The organism is Mesorhizobium sp. M1163, from assembly GCF_040318415.1.
Lineage (GTDB): Bacteria > Pseudomonadota > Alphaproteobacteria > Rhizobiales > Rhizobiaceae > Mesorhizobium.
Map to the genome: position 1 here is coordinate 1 of NZ_JAMYMF010000001.1, position 17,090 is coordinate 17,090.

Genomic DNA, 17,090 nt, shown 5'->3' on the forward strand with positions numbered 1-17,090 from the left:
GAGCTACGAAAATCCAGGCCATCCAGCGTTCACGATGGGACATTGTGTCATTTCCCGATAGAGAGGGGCGGGGGGGCGGGGGGCCCCCCCCCCCCCCGCCGGCCAGGGGTTTGGCTGCCAGCATTCGCAGATGCTCGACCACTGGTTCCGCGGCACGCCCGGCCTCAAGGTCGCGGTGACCAGCAATGCACGCACGACCTATGGCCTGCTGCGGTCGGCGATCGAAGATCCGGATCCGGTGGTGGTGCTCGAACCGCGTGTGCTTTACGCCGAGCGCGAGGAATACGAATTCGACCGCAACTACCGCATTCCGCTCGGCCAGGCCGAGATCGCGCGGCCCGGCACCGACGTGACGCTCGTCACCTGCGGCGCGATGCGGCGGGTGGCGCTCGCGGCAGCGGAAACCAGCCACGCCAATATCGAGGTCGTCGACCTTCTGACGCTGTGGCCATGGGACCGCCGGAGTGTTGCCGAATCGGTTGCGCGCACAGGCCGCCTAGTGACACTCGAGGAGGCGCCGGCCGGCAGCGGCTGGGGCGGCGATGTCGTCTCGTCGATCGCCATCGAAGCGTTCGGCCGGCTGAAGGCGCCGCCGCATCGTATCACTCTTCCCGAAGCGCCCGTACCTTATAGCGGCGCGCTGGAAGCCCGTTTCCTGCCGAGCCCGGCCTATGTGGCAGAGCAGATCGCGACGCTTGTCTCGACCAACAAGCCACCCGTGCCGTGGTGGAGGAACGCAGCATGACGCTCTCCAATTCGAATGTGCCGATCGTGCGGCGCGAGGCCTTGAAGAGCAGGCTGGAGCAGCTCACACGCATGGTCGAGATCCGCGCGGTCGAGGAGCGCATCCAGAAACTCTTCGCCGAAGGGCACGTCCGCGGCAGCACACATCTTGCCAGCGGACAGGAGGCTGTCTCCGTCGGCATCGCGCGTTCGATCGATCCCGACGACATCGTCACCTGCACCTATCGCGGCCATGGCCATGCATTGGCGCTCGGCGTGTCGCCAACGGCGGTTATCGGCGAGATCTGCGGCCGCGTCATCGGTTGTGCCGGTGGCCTCGGCGGTTCCATGCATCTGGTCGAGCCAGAGGTCGGGCTGCTGCCGACCGCCGCCATTGTCGGCGCCGGCCTGCCGATCGCCTGCGGCGCGGCGATGGCGGCACGCGCCCGCGGCAAGGACCGCATCGCCGTATCCATTTTCGGCGACGGCTCGGCCAATATCGGCGCCTTCCACGAGTCGCTCAATTTCGCGGCGATCCGCAAGCTGCCGGTGGTCTTCGTCTGCGAGAACAATCTCTACGGCGAATACACCCGTATCCAGCTGTCGACCCCGGTCGAGGACATCGCCATACGTGCAGCGAGCTACAATATGCCGGGCGTCGTCGCCGACGGGCAGGATGTCGACAAGGTGGCGGAGGCGATGGCGACCGCCGTCGCCCGCGCCCGCCGCGGCGAAGGGCCGACACTGATCGAAATGAAGACCTATCGCTATTCCGGCCATTCACGTTCGGACCCGGCGACCTATCGGCCGGCCGGCGAGCTCGATGCCTGGCTGAAGCGTGACCCGATCGACATCCTGGCAGAGCGGCTGGCCGGCGAAAAAATATTGGCGCCGGGCGGTCTCGACCAGCTTAAGGCCGACATAAGCGATGCCGTGGAGCGGGCGACAATGGAGGTGCTGGACTCACCGGCGCCGGATCTCGGCGAAATCCTGGCGCATGTCGGCGCCCATTCGGCTGGAGGGGACCAGAGATGGAATTTCTGGTCGAAATAGAGGTAAATTTCCCGCCCGACGGCGACCCCCTGCAAAAGGCGGAGCTGATCGCGGCAGAAGGCCGTCGCGCCAAGGAACTGGCCGCGGCTGGCATCGTGCGCCGGCTGTGGCGTCAGCCGGGCCGATGGGCGAATTTCGGCATCTGGGAGGCGCCGGACGCGACCGCGCTGCATGAGGCGATCGCGTCGCTGCCGTTCTACCCCTGGCTGAAGGTGGTGGTGCGGCCGCTGGCAGCGCATCCTTCTGATCCGGGCCGAAGCTGACGAAGGTTCAGCAGCGTGATCACGTCTCCCCCCGCAACAGGCATCGACGGTCCGTTCTACGAGGATCTCCGCATCGGCGACCGCTTCGACGGAGCGCCGGTGATGCGGCTGAGCGATGGCCTTGCCGCTGCCCACCATGCAATCGTCGGCGGCAGGCTGAGGCTGGCCTTCGATGCGGCACTGTCGGCATCCGTGACCGGACTAAAGCAGCCTTTTGCCGCGCCGGCGCTGGTCTGGGACGTGGCGATCGGCCAGTCGACGCTGGTGACGCAGCGGGCGATCGCCAACCTCTTCTACCGCGGTCTGATCTTTCGCCGGGCGCCGGCGATCGGCGACAGTTTGAAGACCGTCACCACCATCATCGGGCTGCGGTCCGCCGCCGCCAGGCCGGGGCGTGCGTCGCGCGGCCTGGTCACCATGCGGATCGCCACCAGCGATCAGGAGGACCGACCGGTACTCGATTTCTGCCGGTGCGCGCTACTACCGGCCAGACAGGCAGGGGATGGTGCCGCGCAGGGCGAAACCGATCCGCCGCGATCCGAGTTCACGGGAGCGCCGGCGGCGATCGGCGGATGGAACCTCGACGCTTACCGCAAGGCGGTGCCTGGCCCGCATTTCAACGATCTCAGCGCCGGCACCATCCATCGCCTTGCCGGCGGCGATGTGGTGAGCAGCGCGCCGGAGCTGGCGCGGCTGACGATGAACCTGGCGACGATCCACCATGACCGCACCCAGACGGGGCAGCGCCTCGTCTATGGCGGCCATACGATCGGGCTGGCAGCGGCACAGTTGACCCGTGCACTGCCGTCGCTGGTCACCTTTTTGGGCTGGCAGGACTGCGATCATCTGGGGCCGGTGCACGAGGGCGACACGCTGCACTCCGAAATCGGCATCGGGCACTGCGAGCCTCTGCCCGGCGGCGGTGGGCTGGTGCATTTGCGCTCACTGGTGCGGGCGACCGCTTCCGATGGCGGGATTTCCGACGTGCTCGACTGGCGATCAGTGGGGCTGTTCGCATGAGCGGCGGCATTCTCGCCGGCCTTAGCATCGTCGAGGGCTCGGCCTTCGTGGCGGCACCGCTCGGCGGCATGACGCTGGCACAATTGGGGGCCGACGTGATCCGCTACGACCAGATCGGCGGTGGGCTCGACCATGGCCGGTGGCCAGTGGCGGACAACGGCCAGAGCCTGTTCTGGGCCGGCATGAACAAGGGCAAGCGTTCGATCCAGATCAACCTGCAGTCGCCCGAAGGGCAGGACGTCGTGGCCAGTCTGATCGCGAGACCGGGGCCGGGCAACGGCATCTTCCTGACCAATTTTGCGGCGCGCGGCGCCCTCTCCTACGAGGCCCTGAAGCACCGGCGCAACGACGTCATCATGATCGCGCTGACCGGCAACAATGATGGAACCAGCGAGGTCGACTATACCGTCAACGCGGCAACCGGCTTTGCCGAAATCACCGGCGCGCGCGGCGCCACGGAGCCTACCAATAGCGTGCTGCCGGCCTGGGACATCGCGATGGGCGAGATGGCGGCGGTGGGCGTGCTTGCCGCCGACCGCCACCGCAGCCGCACCGGCAACGGGTCATTGGTGAAACTGGCGCTATCGGACGTAGCGCTGGCCATGACCGGCAATCTCGGTCGGCTGGCGCAGGCCGAACTTGGAGGCAGTGCCGAAAAGGACGGCAACTATCTCTATGGTGCGTTCGGGCGGGATTTCCTCACCGCCGACGACCGCCGCGTCATGGTGATGGCGCTGACCGGCCGGCAATGGGCCGTACTGCTGCAGGCGACCGGGCTGGACACGGCAAAGCTCGCGGCAACAAGCGGCGCCGACCTCGACAGCGAAGGCGGGCGTTATGCGGCGCGCGAGGCGATCGCCGCCCTACTGGCGCCGTGGTTTTCGGCACGGAGCTTCGCCGACGTGCGGCGCATCTTCACGGCATCCGGCGTCTCGTGGGGGCCTTACCAGACATTCCGGCAATTATTGGTCGAGGATCCGCGCTGCTCGACGGACAACCCGATGTTCGCAAAGGTCGATCACCCCGGTCTCGGATCGCTGCTGACGCCGACTTCGCCACTGGATTTCTCCTCGGTGGAACGGCTTCCTGCAGTCCGCGCGCCCGTACTTGGCGAGCACACCGACGAGATCCTGACCGAACTGGGGTTGAGCGACGGCGAGATCGGAAGCCTGCACGACCGCGGCATCGTCGCCGGTCCGGCGACGGCTTGAGCCGCGAAGGCTTTAGCGCAATTCCAGGAAAGGTGTGAAACGGTTTTCCGTCCGGAATTGCGTAGAAACAAAGAGATAGAGCGGTTCGGCGTTTCCGTGAAACGATGAACCGCTTTAGCGAGGCGGCGGCGCCACGGATTCGCGGTAAACCAGCTTCGGCGGGATATCGATGACGACATCCTGCGGTTCGCGCCCCTGGATCATGGCTTCGAGCTCGACTACGGCGCGCGCGCCCATTTCGGCGAGCGGGGTAATGATGGCGGTCAGCGGCGGCGCGGTAAAGATGGCGTCCTCGCCGTCGAGCGTGACCACCGAAAGATCGTCCGGCACGCGCACGCCGCGCACACGGGCCGCCGCCAGCGCACCGATGCCGACCAGCATGTTGAAGGCGAAGACGCCGGTCGGGCGTTGCGCCTCATCGAGCAGCCTGTGCAAGGCATCGTAGCCACCGCGGCGCGAGACCGGGCCGGCGATTTCGACGACGGCCGGCAGGCCGGCAGCCTGGCAGACTTCGACGAAGCCATGGCGCCGGCGTCGCGAGGTGTCGAGTTCGGGCAACGCGCCGATGAAGCCGAGGCGCCGATGGCCGGCCTCGATCAGGGTCTGCGCGGCAAGCCGTCCCGAAGCCTGGTCGTCGACGGTGACGCTGCGGCCGATGCTGGAACGGCGGTTGACGAAGACGTGCGGCACCGGATTGTTCTCGATGGCAGCGATCATCTCGCTGGTTTCGGCGCTGACGGCGATGATCAGCCCGTCGATGCGGCGTTCGCTGACCAACCGCATATAGGCGGCGGCGGAGGTGCGCTCGTCCGCAACCTCGGCAATGAGCATGACGTAGCCGGACCGTTCGGCCTGGCGCATCGCACCATGCACCGTCTCGGCATAGATTGGATTGGTGAGGTCGGGCAGCAGAATGCCGAGTGCGCCGGTGCGCTGGGTGCGCAGGTTGCGAGCAAGCGCATGTGGGCGATAGTTGACCCGGCTTGCCTCGTCGATGATTGCTTGGCGCGTCTGCGGCCGCACGCTGATGCCGCCGTCGTTGAGCACCTTGGAAACGGTGGAAACGTCGACGCCGACAGTGCGGGCAATGTCCTTCAGCGTGGCGCGCCCCGGCGGGCTGATTGGCTTCAAAGGCTTCAGCCCTTTCCGTACATGGCGAGCAGTTGCGCGTCGGGCGCATAGCGGTAGCAGCGCGAGGTCAAGCCGCCATCGACGGCCAGCGACTGGCCGGTGACGAACGAGGCCTCGGACGAAATCAGCCACGAGACGGCGGCCGCGATCTCCTCCGGCTCGCCGATGCGCTCGAGCGGATGCTGAATCGACATTTCCTTTTCAGCCACCGCGCTGTCGGGGCTGTCGCGGATCACGCGTTGCACCAGCGCCGTACGGACGGCGCCGGGCGCGACCGCATTGGCGCGGATGCCGATCGGCCCGTATTCGACCGCGATATAGCGGGTCAGCGCATCGATGCCGGCCTTGGCCACATCATAGGCCGCCCACATGTTGAAGGCCGAGCGGCCATGCACCGAGGAGACATTGACGATCGAACCGGTCGCCCGGTCTCGAACCCACGTCCGGATGGCTTCGGACGAGCCCCAGAAATGCGACATCAGGTTGACGGCGAACAAACGCTCGACCTCGGGCTCATTGGGTTCATGCAGATTGCCCATCAAGGCGATGCCGACATTGTTGACCCATCCGCGCAACGGCGCGAGTTGTTCCGCCGCCTCGCGGGCGGCTTTCAGCACCGAGCGGTCGGATGCGTCGCCGCACACCGCATGATGGCCGTTGCCAAGCGTCTTGCCAAGCGCCTCGGCTGCCGCCCGGTCAAGTTCGAGGCCGACGACATTCCAGCCGTCGGCGGCCAATCGGATCGCTATGGCGCGTCCTATGCCGTCGCCCGCACCTGTCACGACAACGCTTCCCAGGCTCATCGACGACCTCCCTGTCGGTTCGGGCTTCGGATGCGCTGGAAGGCCGCCATTCAGTCGCCTGGCACATTGTTGTTTGCCAGCGTGTAGAGGCCGTGCGCGACAGCTGTCAAGCGCCTGCGCCCGAGACAATTTTCACCCATAGAGCACGGCATCGATAACACGACGTGTTTGTTCAAGCAATCGTTTGAGCGATCATTAAGCAATCGATTGACTATTTAGATCGCCGGATGCAATCTGCCGTCCGGACCGATGCAGTCCCGTCGGCAGAACAAAGAAGAAACTGGGGAGTGAGACATGAGCGGAAAAGAGCAGACGGATCACCCGCGGCCCGGCGAAAACGCCGCCGTGGATACAGGCGGCCTGACGCGCCGCGACCTGATGCAGCGCGCCGGCATGCTGGGCCTGGCAACGGCGTTTGGAGGACTTGGCGGCACCGTGCCGCTCTACGCCGCCGGTTTCGACATGAAGAAGTTCGCCGGCACCAAAATCAACATCCTGATGACCGGCGATGAGAACGACCATCGCGCGCTCGCCGACATGCTGCCGAAATTCGTCGAGGAGACCGGCATGGAACTGGAGATCACCTCGCCGGCACTCGGCGCGCTGATCGAAAAGACATTGCAGAACCTCAAGGCAGACAAATCCTCGTTCGAATTGATCGAGTATCTTGGGTTCCTGACGACCCAGCAGGTCGGCGGCGGCTATTACGAGCAGCTCAACGCCTATATCGACGATCCCGCAAAAACGCCGCCGGACTGGGATTTCGCCGATCTCATCCCGGCGGCGATGAAGAATGTCGGCATTTTCGACATGGCCTCCGGCACAGTTGGCAAAGGCAAGGACGTCTACGGCATACCCGGCCTGCATTCCGGGTCGGTCATCTATTTCTATCGCAAGGACCTGTTCGACGCGGCAGGCCTGCAGCCGGCCAAGACCTGGGACGAGTTCAAGGCTGCCGCCGAGAAGCTCAACACCGACGACGTGGCCGGTTGCTCCTTCATCGGCGCCAACGATTTCTCGCTCGCCGCGGTCGACTGGTACACTCGCTTCATCACCACTGGCGGCGTGCTGATGACCGGCAGCGCCAAGGAGAAGAATTTTAAGCCGCAGGTCAATTCCAAGGAAGGCATCGGCGCCTTGCAGATGCTGATCGACCTGCTGCCGTATGCGCCGAAGAATGTGACCAAATACGGCTTTGCCGAAAACGTCGACGGCTTCTCCACCGGCAAGATCGCGCAGATGATCTTCTGGTCTACAATTGCCGGGCCGATCCTGAACAGCGAGAATTCCATGGTCGCCGAGACCACCGCGACCACCCCGGTTCCTTCCGGCGACGGCAAGTCGCCGCGGGCAATCCAAGGCGGCTGGGGGGTCGGCATCCCGAAGAATATCGACCCGGCGAAGAAGGACGCCGCCTGGCTGGCGCTGACCTGGATCACCAGCAAGGCGGTGAACCGCTATTCCATCGAGAAATACAACATCGATGCGAACCGCACCTCGGCTTTCACAGATCCCGAGCTGGTGGCGAAGTTCCCCTACCTCAAGGACGCGCTGACGGCGATCGAGACGGCCGACACCATACCGACGTCGCTGATCCCGGAATTCTTTCAACTCAACGATGTCATGAACGTCGAGTTCAACGCGGCGCTGATCGGCACGCAAGATGCCAAGACTGCCTGTGAAAAAGTGCAGACCCAGTGGGAGGCGATCTTGCGGAAGGCAGGCCACCTTGCCTGATCGGTGCCCGCGCGGATCGCTGTGGATGTGATTTTCGATGAGCCTTGCGACAACCGCCGCCACCCAGACGAAATTCGTCTTCGGCACACGTGACGAGCCGGGGAGAGCCGTGTGGCTGCTCCTCGGCCCGTGCCTGCTTTACCTGATCGTCTTCAGCATTTATCCGCTGTTCCACAGCCTGCGCCTGTCGCTTACAGATTTGACCGCCGCGACCGGCACCGGCAATTTCGTCGGCCTCGCCAATTACCGTGCCCTGCTGGTCGATCCGCTGTTTTGGAACGCCGCCATGAACAGCGCCATCATGGTGTTTTTCTCGGTTTCCATCCAGGTCGTGCTCGGCGTCGCACTGGCGATGTTCTTCAACCTGCAGCTGAAGGGCGGCTGGATCGTGCGCGGCATCCTGTTGCTGCCGATGCTGATGACGCCGATCATCGTCGGGGTGATGTGGCGCGCCCTGCTCAATCCGGACTGGGGGCTGGTCAACTGGGCGATAAAGCAGATCGGACTGACGCCACCCGACTGGCTGGGCTCGGTCGGCATGTCGATGGTGACGGTGATCCTCGTCGACTGCTGGCAATGGACGCCATTCGTCTTCATCATCGTCTTTGCGCGCCTGCAGGCGCTGTCGCAGGACGTCTTCGAAGCCGCCCAGGTCGACGGCGCCGGCCCATTCGTCACCTTCCGGCGCATCACGCTGCCGATGCTGGCGCCGGCCATCGTCTTCGCCGCCGTGTTCCGCGCCGTCGATGCTTTCCGTTCGTTCGACCTGATCTACGGGCTGAGCTATGGCGGGCCAGCGCGCAGCACGACGACGCTGTCCTTTTTCTCGTTCCAGAACGGCTTCCAGTTCCAGAATTACGGCTATGCCGCGGCGGTGGCCTACATGATGCTTCTGATCCTCGCCGTCGGCACGACAGTGATGCTCAGATACGTCCAGATCCGGCCCGGGAACTCGCGATGAAGATCCGCCCGGGCCGGGTCATCGCCTACCTCTTCCTCATTGTGCTCGGCATCTTCGGCGCCGCGCCCTTCCTCTATCTGGCGGTGCTGTCTACCAAGAAGCGCATCGAGATCCTGGCGCAGGTGCCACCGACGCTCAACCTCAACTGGACGCAGATCGTCAAGAACTACAATGAGGTGCTGTTCAGCCAGGGGATGCTGGCCTTCACCCTCAACTCCATCATCGTGGTCGGCATCGCAACCGCAGCCGCGATGCTGATCGGCACGCCGGCGGCCTATGCGTTTTCAAGGCTGCGCTTCAAGCGTAGCGAGCAGCTGGCAAGCACCATCCTGTCGATGCGCTTCATGCCGCCGATCGCGGTCGCCATTCCGCTGTTTCTGATGGTCAAGACGGCCGGCCTGCAGGACAGTTATCCGGGCCTGATCCTGCCCTATATCGCCTTTTCGCTGCCGCTCGTGGTGTGGATCATGATCGGCTTCTTCGACGAAATCCCGAGCGAGATCGATGAAGCGGCGATGATCGACGGCTGCACGCGCGTCGGTGTGCTGTGGCACGTCATGCTGCCGATCGTGCGGCCGGGCCTGGTGACGGCAGCGCTGTTCGGCGCGCTGTTCATCTGGAACGAGTTCCTGGTCGCACTCTACGTCATCGACAGCCGTGCCTTCCAGACCATATCGCTGGGTGCCGCGACCCTGGTCAGCGCGCAGCGACCGATCGACTGGAACATCGCCGCGACGGTCGGCGTCGTCACCGTCATCCCGATCCTCCTCTTCTCGCTTTTCGTCCAGCGCTACATCGTGCGCGGACTAACCGCAGGGGCCGTGAAATGAAGAACGGTCTTTCGCCGGAACTGGTGACGGACAATCTCGGATGGCCGGAAGGGCCGACCGTGATGCCGGACGGCAGCCTGGTCTTCGTCGAAAGCTACCGCAGCCAGCTGACCATTGTCGGCAAGGACGACAAGGCAAGGCAATTCGCCTATGTCACAGGCGCGCCGAACTCCTGCGTGCTTGGCTCCGACGGCGCGCTCTATGTCTGCCAGAACGGCGGCACCGTCGGTCCGTGGCGCGCGCCTGAGATGACCGTGCCATCGATCCAGCGGGTGCGGCCGGGCGCCGGGCCGGAAATTCTGGTGACCGAGGTCGAGGGCGTCAAACTCAATGGCCCGAACGATCTGGTCTTTGCGCCGGATGGTACGCTGGTCTGGACCGACCCCGGCACCTATAATCCCGCCAGTCCCGACCCGAGCTACATTTTTGCGCTGGCGCCGGACGGCAAGGCGACAATCAAGGTGGCCTTCCCAGAACCGGTGTTTCCGAACGGCATCGTCGTCGAGGCCGACGGCTCGATCGTCTGGGACGAATCTTACACCGGCCGTGTCAGGCGACTGAAGGGCGACGGCAGCATCGAGGATCTCGGCCGCATACCGGGGGATAACCCGATCCTCGACGGCATGACGATCGCCGCCGACGGTTCGCTGCTGGTCACGGATCTGGTCGGCGGCGGCATCCATGTCGTCGCCCGCGACGGCGCCATCAAGGGCTTCATCAAGTGCGGCGGCGCGCCGACCAATCTCGCCTTCGATGGCGAGACGCTGTGGGTGACCGACGCCAGCGTGCTGGCATCGAGCGACAAACCGTCCTATGCCGGGCGCCTGTGGCGGCTGAAAGTGCCGGGCGGCGGCGCCCCGACCTACAAAGGCACGATCAAAATGGCAGCGGAGGCGGGCGCATGAGCCCGCGCGAACCGTTTCCCGGACTTTCCTATCAAGGCAAGGTCGCCTTCATCACCGGCGGCGGCTCGGGCATAGGCCGCGAGACGGCGCTGACACTGGCCGATCTCGGCGCCGATGTCGCCATCCTCGACTGGACCGCGGGCGCTGCTGCAGACACCGCCAGGCAGGTCAAGCACATCGGTCGGAAAGCGATCGCCTTCGAAGGCGATGCCGGTCATGAGAAGACCGTCGCCGATGCCTTTGCGGCGACGCGCAAGCAGCTTGGCGAAATCGATGTCGCCGTGGCCTGTGCCGGCGTGCTCGGCGTCGGCGGGCCGGTGTTCGAGACCTCGGTCGAGGATTTCGAGCAGGTGATGGGCGTCAACGTGCGAGGCTCATTCCTGGTGGTGCGCGAGGCGGCCAAGGGCATGCGCAAGCAAAAGAGCGGCGCCATCGTGCTGCTCTCCAGCCTCGATGGGCTGCAGGCCGAGCACGGCATGTTCTCCTACTGCGTGTCGAAGGGAGCGCTGCTCAACCTTGCCCACGCGGCGGCGCTCGACCTGGCGCGGGACCGGGTCACGGTCAATTGCGTCTGCCCGAGCGTGACCCATACGCCGCTGCTGGCCGGACGGCTGGCAGCGCTGCCGAATGGTGACGAGATCCTCGCCTCCTACGCCGAGCGGCATCCGCTCGGCCGGGTGCTGACACCGCGTGACATCGCAGCGGCGATTGCGTTCGTCGCCTCGCCCATAGCCAATGGCATTACAGGCGCTGCCATTCCGGTCGATGCAGGCATCGGTGCCACATGGGACAATTTTCGCGACCCGGCCTGGATCAAGGGCTGATCTTGACATCCGGAATCTGAGGTCTTCGGTATCAAACGGGCCCGCAGCGCCCACGACAAGGGACGTCATGGTCGTTTGGAGTAGATGGGCGCCGGGAGCAATCCGGCCGACGCAGTCCAGGAATCGCCTGCCTGAAAAATATCACGCAAACTGATGCAATCTGATGGTAGGGCTGATGGCGCCTGCGGATGCGCCAACTACCACTGGCAGATGAAGGCTTGCCATCGATCGAAAAAGGGGATGCTCTGATGCACCCAGGTCGACGCTGGCAGAATACGATCACGGTTTTTGCCGCGCACGGTTTTCGTCGCGATCGTCGTGGGAGGAGGAGTTCGGTTCAAATGGGAGGAAATCAAATGCTGACGAGGCTAAGACTGCTTGTACTTGGCTTGGTGGTGGCGCTGGCCATTCCGGCCGCGGCACAGGCCAAGACATTCTACTGGATTTCGCATGGCGGCCCGGCCGATCCGGTCTGGACCTACTTCCTTGCCGGCGCCAAGCAATGGGCGACGGACACCGGCAATACCGTCAACACCTCGTTCCACAATGGTGACGTGGCGTCGCAGCAGGAAGCCGTTCGCGCCGCAATCGCCGCCAAGGCCGACGGCATCACCACCACCAGCCCCGATCCGGGCAGCCTTGTCGAGATCGTCAAGGAAGCGCGGGCGGCGAACATCCCGATCATCAACTTCAACACGCCCGACCCGAAGGCGGATTTCAACGCCTATGTCGGCGGCGACAACGTCACCTTCGGCAAGCATTGGGCGCAGTATCTGGTCGACAAGGGCCTGGTGAAGAAGGGCGACTTCGTCTGGATGCCGGTCGAAATTCCCGGCGCCACCTATGGCGTCCAGGAAGAGGAAGGCATCAAGAGCGTCTTCGAGCCGCTCGGCATCACTTATGAAATCACCGAAGCGACGCTCGACCAGGCCGAAGTGATCAACCGCATGGTCGATTACCTCACCGCCAACAGGGCCAAGGTCAAGGCGGTCATCGGTCTCGGCGACCTTGTCACCGGTTCGATCAAGCGAGTGTTCGACCAGGTCGGCGTCAAGCCGGGCGAAATCCCGGTTGTCGGCTGGGGCAACTCGCTCGATACCACCCAGGAAGTGCTGAACGGCTACGTCAATGCCGGCCAGTGGCAGGATCCGCAGGCGACCAGCTACGTCGCGCTCTCGCTCGCCAACATGGCGGCGAGCGGCATTCCGCCCGGCTTCGACGTGATCACCGGCGCGCTGTACGAGAAGGACACCGCGGCAGTCTACGACAAGATCCTGTCCGGCAAATAAATCCGCGATCGAGTTGGTCACGGTCGCTCCGGCGGCCGTGACTGTCTCATCATTCCGCCGAAGCCGGTTGCCGTCTCGGCCAGTTCCAATCCTATCGCGGGTCCAAGGTGGAAAATCGTTCCCTTATCCAACGCTCGATCGCGCGGCCAGAGTTCGGGCCTTTCGTGCTGCTTGTCGTCGAGATTGCCGTGTTCTGGGGCATCAATCACGACTTCCTGTCGCCGCAGAACATCTCGAACACGCTGGCCTTCACGGTCGAACTCGGGCTGATCGCGCTGGCGATGACACTGCTGATGACATCGGGCGAATTCGACCTCTCGGTCGGCTCGGTGTTCGGCTTCTCGCCGGTCCTGATGTGGACGCTGTTCAACAGCGGTCTCACCTCGCTCGAAGCCGCCTTCGCCGTTGCCCTGGTGGTTGCCGCCTTCATCGGGCTGGTCAATGGCTGGTTCGTGACGCAGCTCAAGATCCCGTCCTTCCTGGTGACGCTGGGCATGCTGCTGGTGGTGCGCGGCACCGCTTTGTTCGTCACCAACGGGTTTCCGCAGCGGACCTGGAGCGCCGAGGGCAGCTGGCTTGCGGAAGCCCTGGTCGGCGATTTCTTCATCGGGCCGTTCCGTATCTATATGTCGCTGTTCTGGTTCATCGCGGCCGCCGTCGCGCTCGGCTACGTGCTGACGCAGAGCCGGACCGGCAACTGGATCCAGGCGGCCGGCGGCAACCCGAGTGCCGCAAGGGCGCGCGGCGTCAATGTCAGCGGCGTCAAGATCGGCCTATTCATCCTGTCGTCGATCCTGGCCTCGCTTGCCGGCGTCATCAGCTCGCTGCGCACCTCGGCGGCCAACCCCAACAGCGGCACCGGCTACGAGCTCGAAGTCATCGCCATGGTGGTGATCGGCGGTACGGCGCTGACCGGCGGGCGCGGCACCATCATCGGCACAGTGCTCGGTATCCTGATCCTGCGCGTGATGCGCAACGGCATCGTGCTGATCGGTGTGCCGGGCCTTGCCTACAACATCTTCATCGGCGCTATCATCCTCGGCATGATGGCGCTCCACTCCTGGCTGGAACGCCGGCATCAGGCAGGGACTTGAGACGATGGTCGAGCCGCTGATCCGCATGACGAACATCCGCAAGTCCTATGGCCGCGTTCAGGCGCTGGTTGATGCCAATTTCCATGTCAACGAAAGGGAGATCGTCGGACTGCTCGGCGACAATGGCGCCGGCAAGTCGACGCTGATCAAGGTGCTGTCGGGCGCGGTCCCGCTGACCAGCGGCGACATCTTCATCCGCGGCAAGAGGGTAAATTTGCGCAGCACCAGCGACGCCATCGCCCACGGCATCGAGACGATCTACCAGGACTCGGCGCTGGTGACGCAACTGTCGATCGCCCGCAACCTGTTCCTTGGACGCGAGCCGATCAAGCCGCCGCGTTTCCTCAACCGCATGGACCAGGAGGCGATGAACGTGGTTGCCCGCGACCTGCTCAAGCAGGTCGGCATCTCGAAGAACATTCCGCCGACGACGCCGATCGGCTCGCTCTCCGGCGGCGAGCGGCAGGCGGTGGCGATTGCACGCGCCATGCATTTCGACAGCGACCTCATCATCCTCGACGAGCCGACCAACAATCTCGGCGTCGCCGAAACGCAAGGCGTTCTAAGCTTCGTGCGCAGCGCCCGCGATTCCGGCCATTCCTGCATCTTCATCGCCCACAACATCCACCACGTCTTCCAGGTGGTCGACCGCATCGTCGTCATGCGCCGCGGCAAGGTGGTCGCCGACGATATCGACCCGAAGAAGACCAGCGTCGCCGAAGTCGAACGCGTCATCACCGGCATGTCGGACAAGGAGATCCACGACGCGCTGGTCGAGCGCACAAAGCGGCACGACTGACCGCCGGCTGACCGCCGAGGCACTGGATCGCATCGCCACATGGTTGCGAGATGAAAGCCACCGTTTCGGATATTGCCAGGAGCTGCGGCCTGTCGACCGCGACGGTCGACCGTGTGCTCAACAACCGGCCGGGGGCGAGTGCCGCCAACCGGCAGCGCGTAATGGAGGCGGCCAAGCAGCTCGGCTATCTGCCGGTTGTCGACCAGGTCGCGTTGCCCTCGCGGCCGGCGCATCTCGAATTCTTCCTGCCGATCGGCAGCAATGCCTTCATGGCCGATCTGGCCAGGCACATCGAGGATTATGCGGCGCGCCTGCCGCTGGTCGCCTCCTGCCGCATCCATAAGCTCACCGGCATTTCGCCGAGCGCCTTACAGACAGCCGTCGAAAACCTCTCCCTCAAGGCGAACGGGGTCGGCGTCATTGCCGTCGATCATCCAAGGACGCGCAACATCTTGCGCGAGATCGTCGAGGCCGGCATCCGCCTAGTCACGCTGGTGTCCGACGTTCCGGGCGCGCCCCGCTCGGCCTATGTCGGTATCGACAACCGGGTGGCGGGCCGCACCGCGGCGCTGCTGATGGGACGGTTCCTCGGCGGCCGCAAAGGCTATCTGGCGATGGTGGTCGGCTCACGTTCCTATCGCGGCCACGAGGAACGCGAAATGGGCTTTCGCTCCGTGCTCGGCGAGGAGTTCCCCAATCTGACCGTCACCAGTGCCGTCGAGATCAACGACGAGCCGGAGGTCAGTTACACCGCGACCATGAAGGCGCTGCACAACGAGCCGGAGCTGCTCGGCATCTACTGTATCGGCGCCGGACGATCAGGCGTGGCGAAAGCGTTGCTCGAAGCCAGACCGCAGAAAAAGCCGGTGTTCATCTGCCATGATCTGACGCGCGAAACGCGCGGCTATCTCGTCGACGATCTGCTCGACGTCGTCATCGACCAGAATGCCAGGCTGATCGCCGAACAGTCGGTCATTCGCCTGCTCGGCTCGATCGCCTCGTCGGCGCCCTATCTGACGCGGAAATTCATCGAGCCGCGCCTGATCTTCAAGGAAAATGTCCCGGTGCAGTGATGCCGCGCGAGGGCGGTGTTCGCTCGGCCTCGATCGTTAAATTCGGTTGATACCGCAAATCTGCACATCAGCTATGCAACTTTTGTGGTTGCCGAATCATTGGGCAACCAGTAAGCCCATAAGCGTCGGCCATCTACTCCTCCCAGATGCGATGCCGACGTTGAATTCGGTGCACCTCCTCCCGCACCGCATTCGAAAATCAAGCCCGCTGCCACCTCCTCCCGGCAGCGGGCTTTTTTCGTTCCGGCTCTGAGGTATCGGCCAAGGCTGGGGCCATGACTATCACCTGGACGAGTATCGATCCGCGAATCGATGGGCCTTCGCTGAGATCGCCACGGCATTTCCGGGCGGAATCCTGTCACACTTGTCACTCTCACCAATTCGCTGCCGGCCCTATCTTGCCCTCACAACCAACAAGCAATACGCCGCGCAAGGAATGGCGCGGCGGCAGACGGAGAAGTGTGGTGACGACACATCCGAATGGGACGAAAGAGCGCTCGGCGGCGCGGCTCGTAACCAACGAGCTGTCAATGGTTTCGCCGCTTGCGAGACTATCTGGCCCTGAAAGAAGTGATCAGGCCTTCCGCCATGCGGACGAACTGCGCGCTCGGGCCTTCGGCGCCGACGCTTTGCAGGCTGACACGGGCGCCCTCGAGCAGAAGCGACAGCGTGTCGGCGAGAAGTTCGGCCTGGCCGATGCCGGCATCGCGACACAGCGAGACCAGCCGCTCGCGCTGCGCTTCCTTGAGTTCCTTGATCACTTGCCTTGCCGGATGATCGGTCTCGCTCAGCTCGATGGCGGCGTTGGCCATGTCGCAACCGCGACGATCCGACATCAGGCAATCGGCCGCCATCCGGACCCAGGCGTGCAGTTGCGCCAGTTTGTCGCCCGGATTCTCGGCCTCGAACTTTTCCCACATCGCGTTGGCGCTGCAGGCGGTCGCCCGCAGACATTCGATGATCAGGTCGTCCTTGGACTCGAAATGCCGGTAGAGCGTCATCTTGTTGGTACCGGCGGCCTCGGTGATGGCGTCGATGCCGACGCCGCGAATGCCATGCTTGTGAAACATGTCCCGTGCCGTCTCCAGGATCCTGTCCCGGGGGCGAACACGCTCCACAACACCGTCTGTCATCAAAACCTCCGTGATTGCGTTTCCCGAAATTCCCTCGGTGCACCTCTTGACTAGGGTGTTACCGGTCTGTAACGTTAGAGATGTTACTTACCTGTAACACCCGCATTGCATCATGTCAAACTCGCAAGTGCCGGCCATCAGCCCCGCCCAATCGGCAAGGGGGACGAACCGCACCTTACGGCCTCGGCCGGCGAGCAAGGGAACACCCGATCCGCGGCCTGCCGCGGATCGCCAAAAACCA

At 64.1% G+C, this 17,090-nt stretch carries 17 protein-coding genes; 14 read left to right on the forward strand and 3 right to left on the reverse strand.

Translation table 11 applies throughout. The features are described from left to right. Positions 1 to 130: 130 nt before the first annotated feature. Genes NKH43_RS00005 through NKH43_RS00025 form a run of 5 tightly spaced genes read left to right on the forward strand, consistent with a single transcriptional unit; the run spans position 131 to position 4,270 of the window. Positions 131 to 745 carry a transketolase C-terminal domain-containing protein gene (locus NKH43_RS00005; protein ID WP_352855938.1) on the forward strand — a complete coding sequence of 205 codons (615 nt, stop codon included), beginning with the start codon at positions 131 to 133 and terminating at the stop codon, positions 743 to 745. After that, complete coding sequence (locus NKH43_RS00010) at positions 742 to 1,776, forward strand: thiamine pyrophosphate-dependent dehydrogenase E1 component subunit alpha (RefSeq protein WP_352855941.1); 1,035 nt, start codon at positions 742 to 744, stop codon at positions 1,774 to 1,776. The genes NKH43_RS00005 and NKH43_RS00010 overlap by 4 nt, the downstream gene beginning before the upstream one ends. Then, positions 1,755 to 2,039: a muconolactone Delta-isomerase family protein gene (locus NKH43_RS00015; protein WP_352494005.1), complete on the forward strand. Its 285-nt coding sequence runs from the start codon at positions 1,755 to 1,757 to the stop codon at positions 2,037 to 2,039. The genes NKH43_RS00010 and NKH43_RS00015 overlap by 22 nt, the downstream gene beginning before the upstream one ends. 15 nt (positions 2,040 to 2,054) lie before the next feature. Further along, the gene (locus NKH43_RS00020; protein WP_352494004.1) at positions 2,055 to 3,059 is read left to right on the forward strand and encodes a MaoC family dehydratase; all 1,005 of its coding nucleotides are present in this window, start codon (positions 2,055 to 2,057) and stop codon (positions 3,057 to 3,059) included. Continuing rightward, the gene (locus tag NKH43_RS00025; protein WP_352494003.1) at positions 3,056 to 4,270 is read left to right on the forward strand and encodes a CoA transferase; all 1,215 of its coding nucleotides are present in this window, start codon (positions 3,056 to 3,058) and stop codon (positions 4,268 to 4,270) included. Before NKH43_RS00020 ends, NKH43_RS00025 begins: the two co-directional genes overlap by 4 nt. A gap of 114 nt (positions 4,271 to 4,384) precedes the next feature. Here the strand turns inward: NKH43_RS00025 and NKH43_RS00030 are convergent, their stop codons facing one another. Both NKH43_RS00030 and NKH43_RS00035 read right to left on the reverse strand, forming a co-directional pair. After that, positions 4,385 to 5,401 carry a LacI family DNA-binding transcriptional regulator gene (locus NKH43_RS00030; protein WP_352484090.1) on the reverse strand — a complete coding sequence of 339 codons (1,017 nt, stop codon included), beginning with the start codon at positions 5,399 to 5,401 and terminating at the stop codon, positions 4,385 to 4,387. A gap of 5 nt (positions 5,402 to 5,406) precedes the next feature. Continuing rightward, complete coding sequence (locus tag NKH43_RS00035) at positions 5,407 to 6,204, reverse strand: SDR family NAD(P)-dependent oxidoreductase (RefSeq protein WP_023716813.1); 798 nt, start codon at positions 6,202 to 6,204, stop codon at positions 5,407 to 5,409. A gap of 294 nt (positions 6,205 to 6,498) precedes the next feature. Between NKH43_RS00035 and NKH43_RS00040 the strand changes: the two genes are divergently transcribed. The 9 genes from NKH43_RS00040 to NKH43_RS00080 all read left to right on the forward strand — a co-directional run bounded on the left by NKH43_RS00040 (position 6,499) and on the right by NKH43_RS00080 (position 15,716). Further along, positions 6,499 to 7,941, forward strand: a complete 1,443-nt coding sequence (locus NKH43_RS00040; protein WP_352494002.1) for an extracellular solute-binding protein — start codon at positions 6,499 to 6,501, stop codon at positions 7,939 to 7,941. Between the two features lie 37 nt (positions 7,942 to 7,978). Beyond that, a complete protein-coding gene (locus tag NKH43_RS00045) occupies positions 7,979 to 8,902 on the forward strand; it encodes a carbohydrate ABC transporter permease (RefSeq protein WP_352855947.1) in 924 nt (307 codons plus the stop codon). After that, the gene (locus NKH43_RS00050; RefSeq protein ID WP_352855950.1) at positions 8,899 to 9,732 is read left to right on the forward strand and encodes a carbohydrate ABC transporter permease; all 834 of its coding nucleotides are present in this window, start codon (positions 8,899 to 8,901) and stop codon (positions 9,730 to 9,732) included. Before NKH43_RS00045 ends, NKH43_RS00050 begins: the two co-directional genes overlap by 4 nt. Beyond that, positions 9,729 to 10,637 carry an SMP-30/gluconolactonase/LRE family protein gene (locus tag NKH43_RS00055; RefSeq protein WP_352855953.1) on the forward strand — a complete coding sequence of 303 codons (909 nt, stop codon included), beginning with the start codon at positions 9,729 to 9,731 and terminating at the stop codon, positions 10,635 to 10,637. The genes NKH43_RS00050 and NKH43_RS00055 overlap by 4 nt, the downstream gene beginning before the upstream one ends. Further along, positions 10,634 to 11,461 carry an SDR family NAD(P)-dependent oxidoreductase gene (locus NKH43_RS00060; RefSeq protein ID WP_352855956.1) on the forward strand — a complete coding sequence of 276 codons (828 nt, stop codon included), beginning with the start codon at positions 10,634 to 10,636 and terminating at the stop codon, positions 11,459 to 11,461. Before NKH43_RS00055 ends, NKH43_RS00060 begins: the two co-directional genes overlap by 4 nt. A 356-nt stretch (positions 11,462 to 11,817) precedes the next feature. Continuing rightward, positions 11,818 to 12,750 carry a substrate-binding domain-containing protein gene (locus tag NKH43_RS00065; RefSeq protein WP_023716807.1) on the forward strand — a complete coding sequence of 311 codons (933 nt, stop codon included), beginning with the start codon at positions 11,818 to 11,820 and terminating at the stop codon, positions 12,748 to 12,750. Between the two features lie 107 nt (positions 12,751 to 12,857). Continuing rightward, positions 12,858 to 13,844 carry an ABC transporter permease gene (locus NKH43_RS00070; RefSeq protein ID WP_023716806.1) on the forward strand — a complete coding sequence of 329 codons (987 nt, stop codon included), beginning with the start codon at positions 12,858 to 12,860 and terminating at the stop codon, positions 13,842 to 13,844. 4 nt (positions 13,845 to 13,848) lie between these two features. After that, positions 13,849 to 14,643, forward strand: a complete 795-nt coding sequence (locus tag NKH43_RS00075; protein WP_023716805.1) for an ATP-binding cassette domain-containing protein — start codon at positions 13,849 to 13,851, stop codon at positions 14,641 to 14,643. A 50-nt stretch (positions 14,644 to 14,693) separates the two neighbouring features. Next, positions 14,694 to 15,716 carry a LacI family DNA-binding transcriptional regulator gene (locus NKH43_RS00080; protein ID WP_352855959.1) on the forward strand — a complete coding sequence of 341 codons (1,023 nt, stop codon included), beginning with the start codon at positions 14,694 to 14,696 and terminating at the stop codon, positions 15,714 to 15,716. Positions 15,717 to 16,267: 551 nt separating this feature from the next. Here NKH43_RS00080 and NKH43_RS00085 read toward each other — a convergent pair. After that, positions 16,268 to 16,849 (reverse strand): TetR/AcrR family transcriptional regulator, encoded by a 582-nt coding sequence (locus tag NKH43_RS00085; protein WP_023716803.1) that lies wholly within the window; start codon positions 16,847 to 16,849, stop codon positions 16,268 to 16,270. Positions 16,850 to 17,090 lie beyond the last annotated feature (241 nt).

Bases quoted from the DNA above. Each gene is read 5' to 3' on its own strand.
- NKH43_RS00005 (WP_352855938.1), top strand. From the start codon at position 131: ATGCTCGACCACTGGTTCCGCGGCACGCCCGGCCTCAAGGTCGCGGTG.
- NKH43_RS00010 (WP_352855941.1), top strand. From the start codon at position 742: ATGACGCTCTCCAATTCGAATGTGCCGATCGTGCGGCGCGAGGCCTTG.
- NKH43_RS00015 (WP_352494005.1), top strand. From the start codon at position 1,755: ATGGAATTTCTGGTCGAAATAGAGGTAAATTTCCCGCCCGACGGCGAC.
- NKH43_RS00025 (WP_352494003.1), top strand. From the start codon at position 3,056: ATGAGCGGCGGCATTCTCGCCGGCCTTAGCATCGTCGAGGGCTCGGCC.
- NKH43_RS00035 (WP_023716813.1), bottom strand. From the start codon at position 6,204: ATGAGCCTGGGAAGCGTTGTCGTGACAGGTGCGGGCGACGGCATAGGA.
- NKH43_RS00040 (WP_352494002.1), top strand. From the start codon at position 6,499: ATGAGCGGAAAAGAGCAGACGGATCACCCGCGGCCCGGCGAAAACGCC.
- NKH43_RS00045 (WP_352855947.1), top strand. From the start codon at position 7,979: ATGAGCCTTGCGACAACCGCCGCCACCCAGACGAAATTCGTCTTCGGC.
- NKH43_RS00050 (WP_352855950.1), top strand. From the start codon at position 8,899: ATGAAGATCCGCCCGGGCCGGGTCATCGCCTACCTCTTCCTCATTGTG.
- NKH43_RS00055 (WP_352855953.1), top strand. From the start codon at position 9,729: ATGAAGAACGGTCTTTCGCCGGAACTGGTGACGGACAATCTCGGATGG.
- NKH43_RS00060 (WP_352855956.1), top strand. From the start codon at position 10,634: ATGAGCCCGCGCGAACCGTTTCCCGGACTTTCCTATCAAGGCAAGGTC.
- NKH43_RS00065 (WP_023716807.1), top strand. From the start codon at position 11,818: ATGCTGACGAGGCTAAGACTGCTTGTACTTGGCTTGGTGGTGGCGCTG.
- NKH43_RS00075 (WP_023716805.1), top strand. From the start codon at position 13,849: ATGGTCGAGCCGCTGATCCGCATGACGAACATCCGCAAGTCCTATGGC.
- NKH43_RS00080 (WP_352855959.1), top strand. From the start codon at position 14,694: ATGAAAGCCACCGTTTCGGATATTGCCAGGAGCTGCGGCCTGTCGACC.
- NKH43_RS00085 (WP_023716803.1), bottom strand. From the start codon at position 16,849: ATGACAGACGGTGTTGTGGAGCGTGTTCGCCCCCGGGACAGGATCCTG.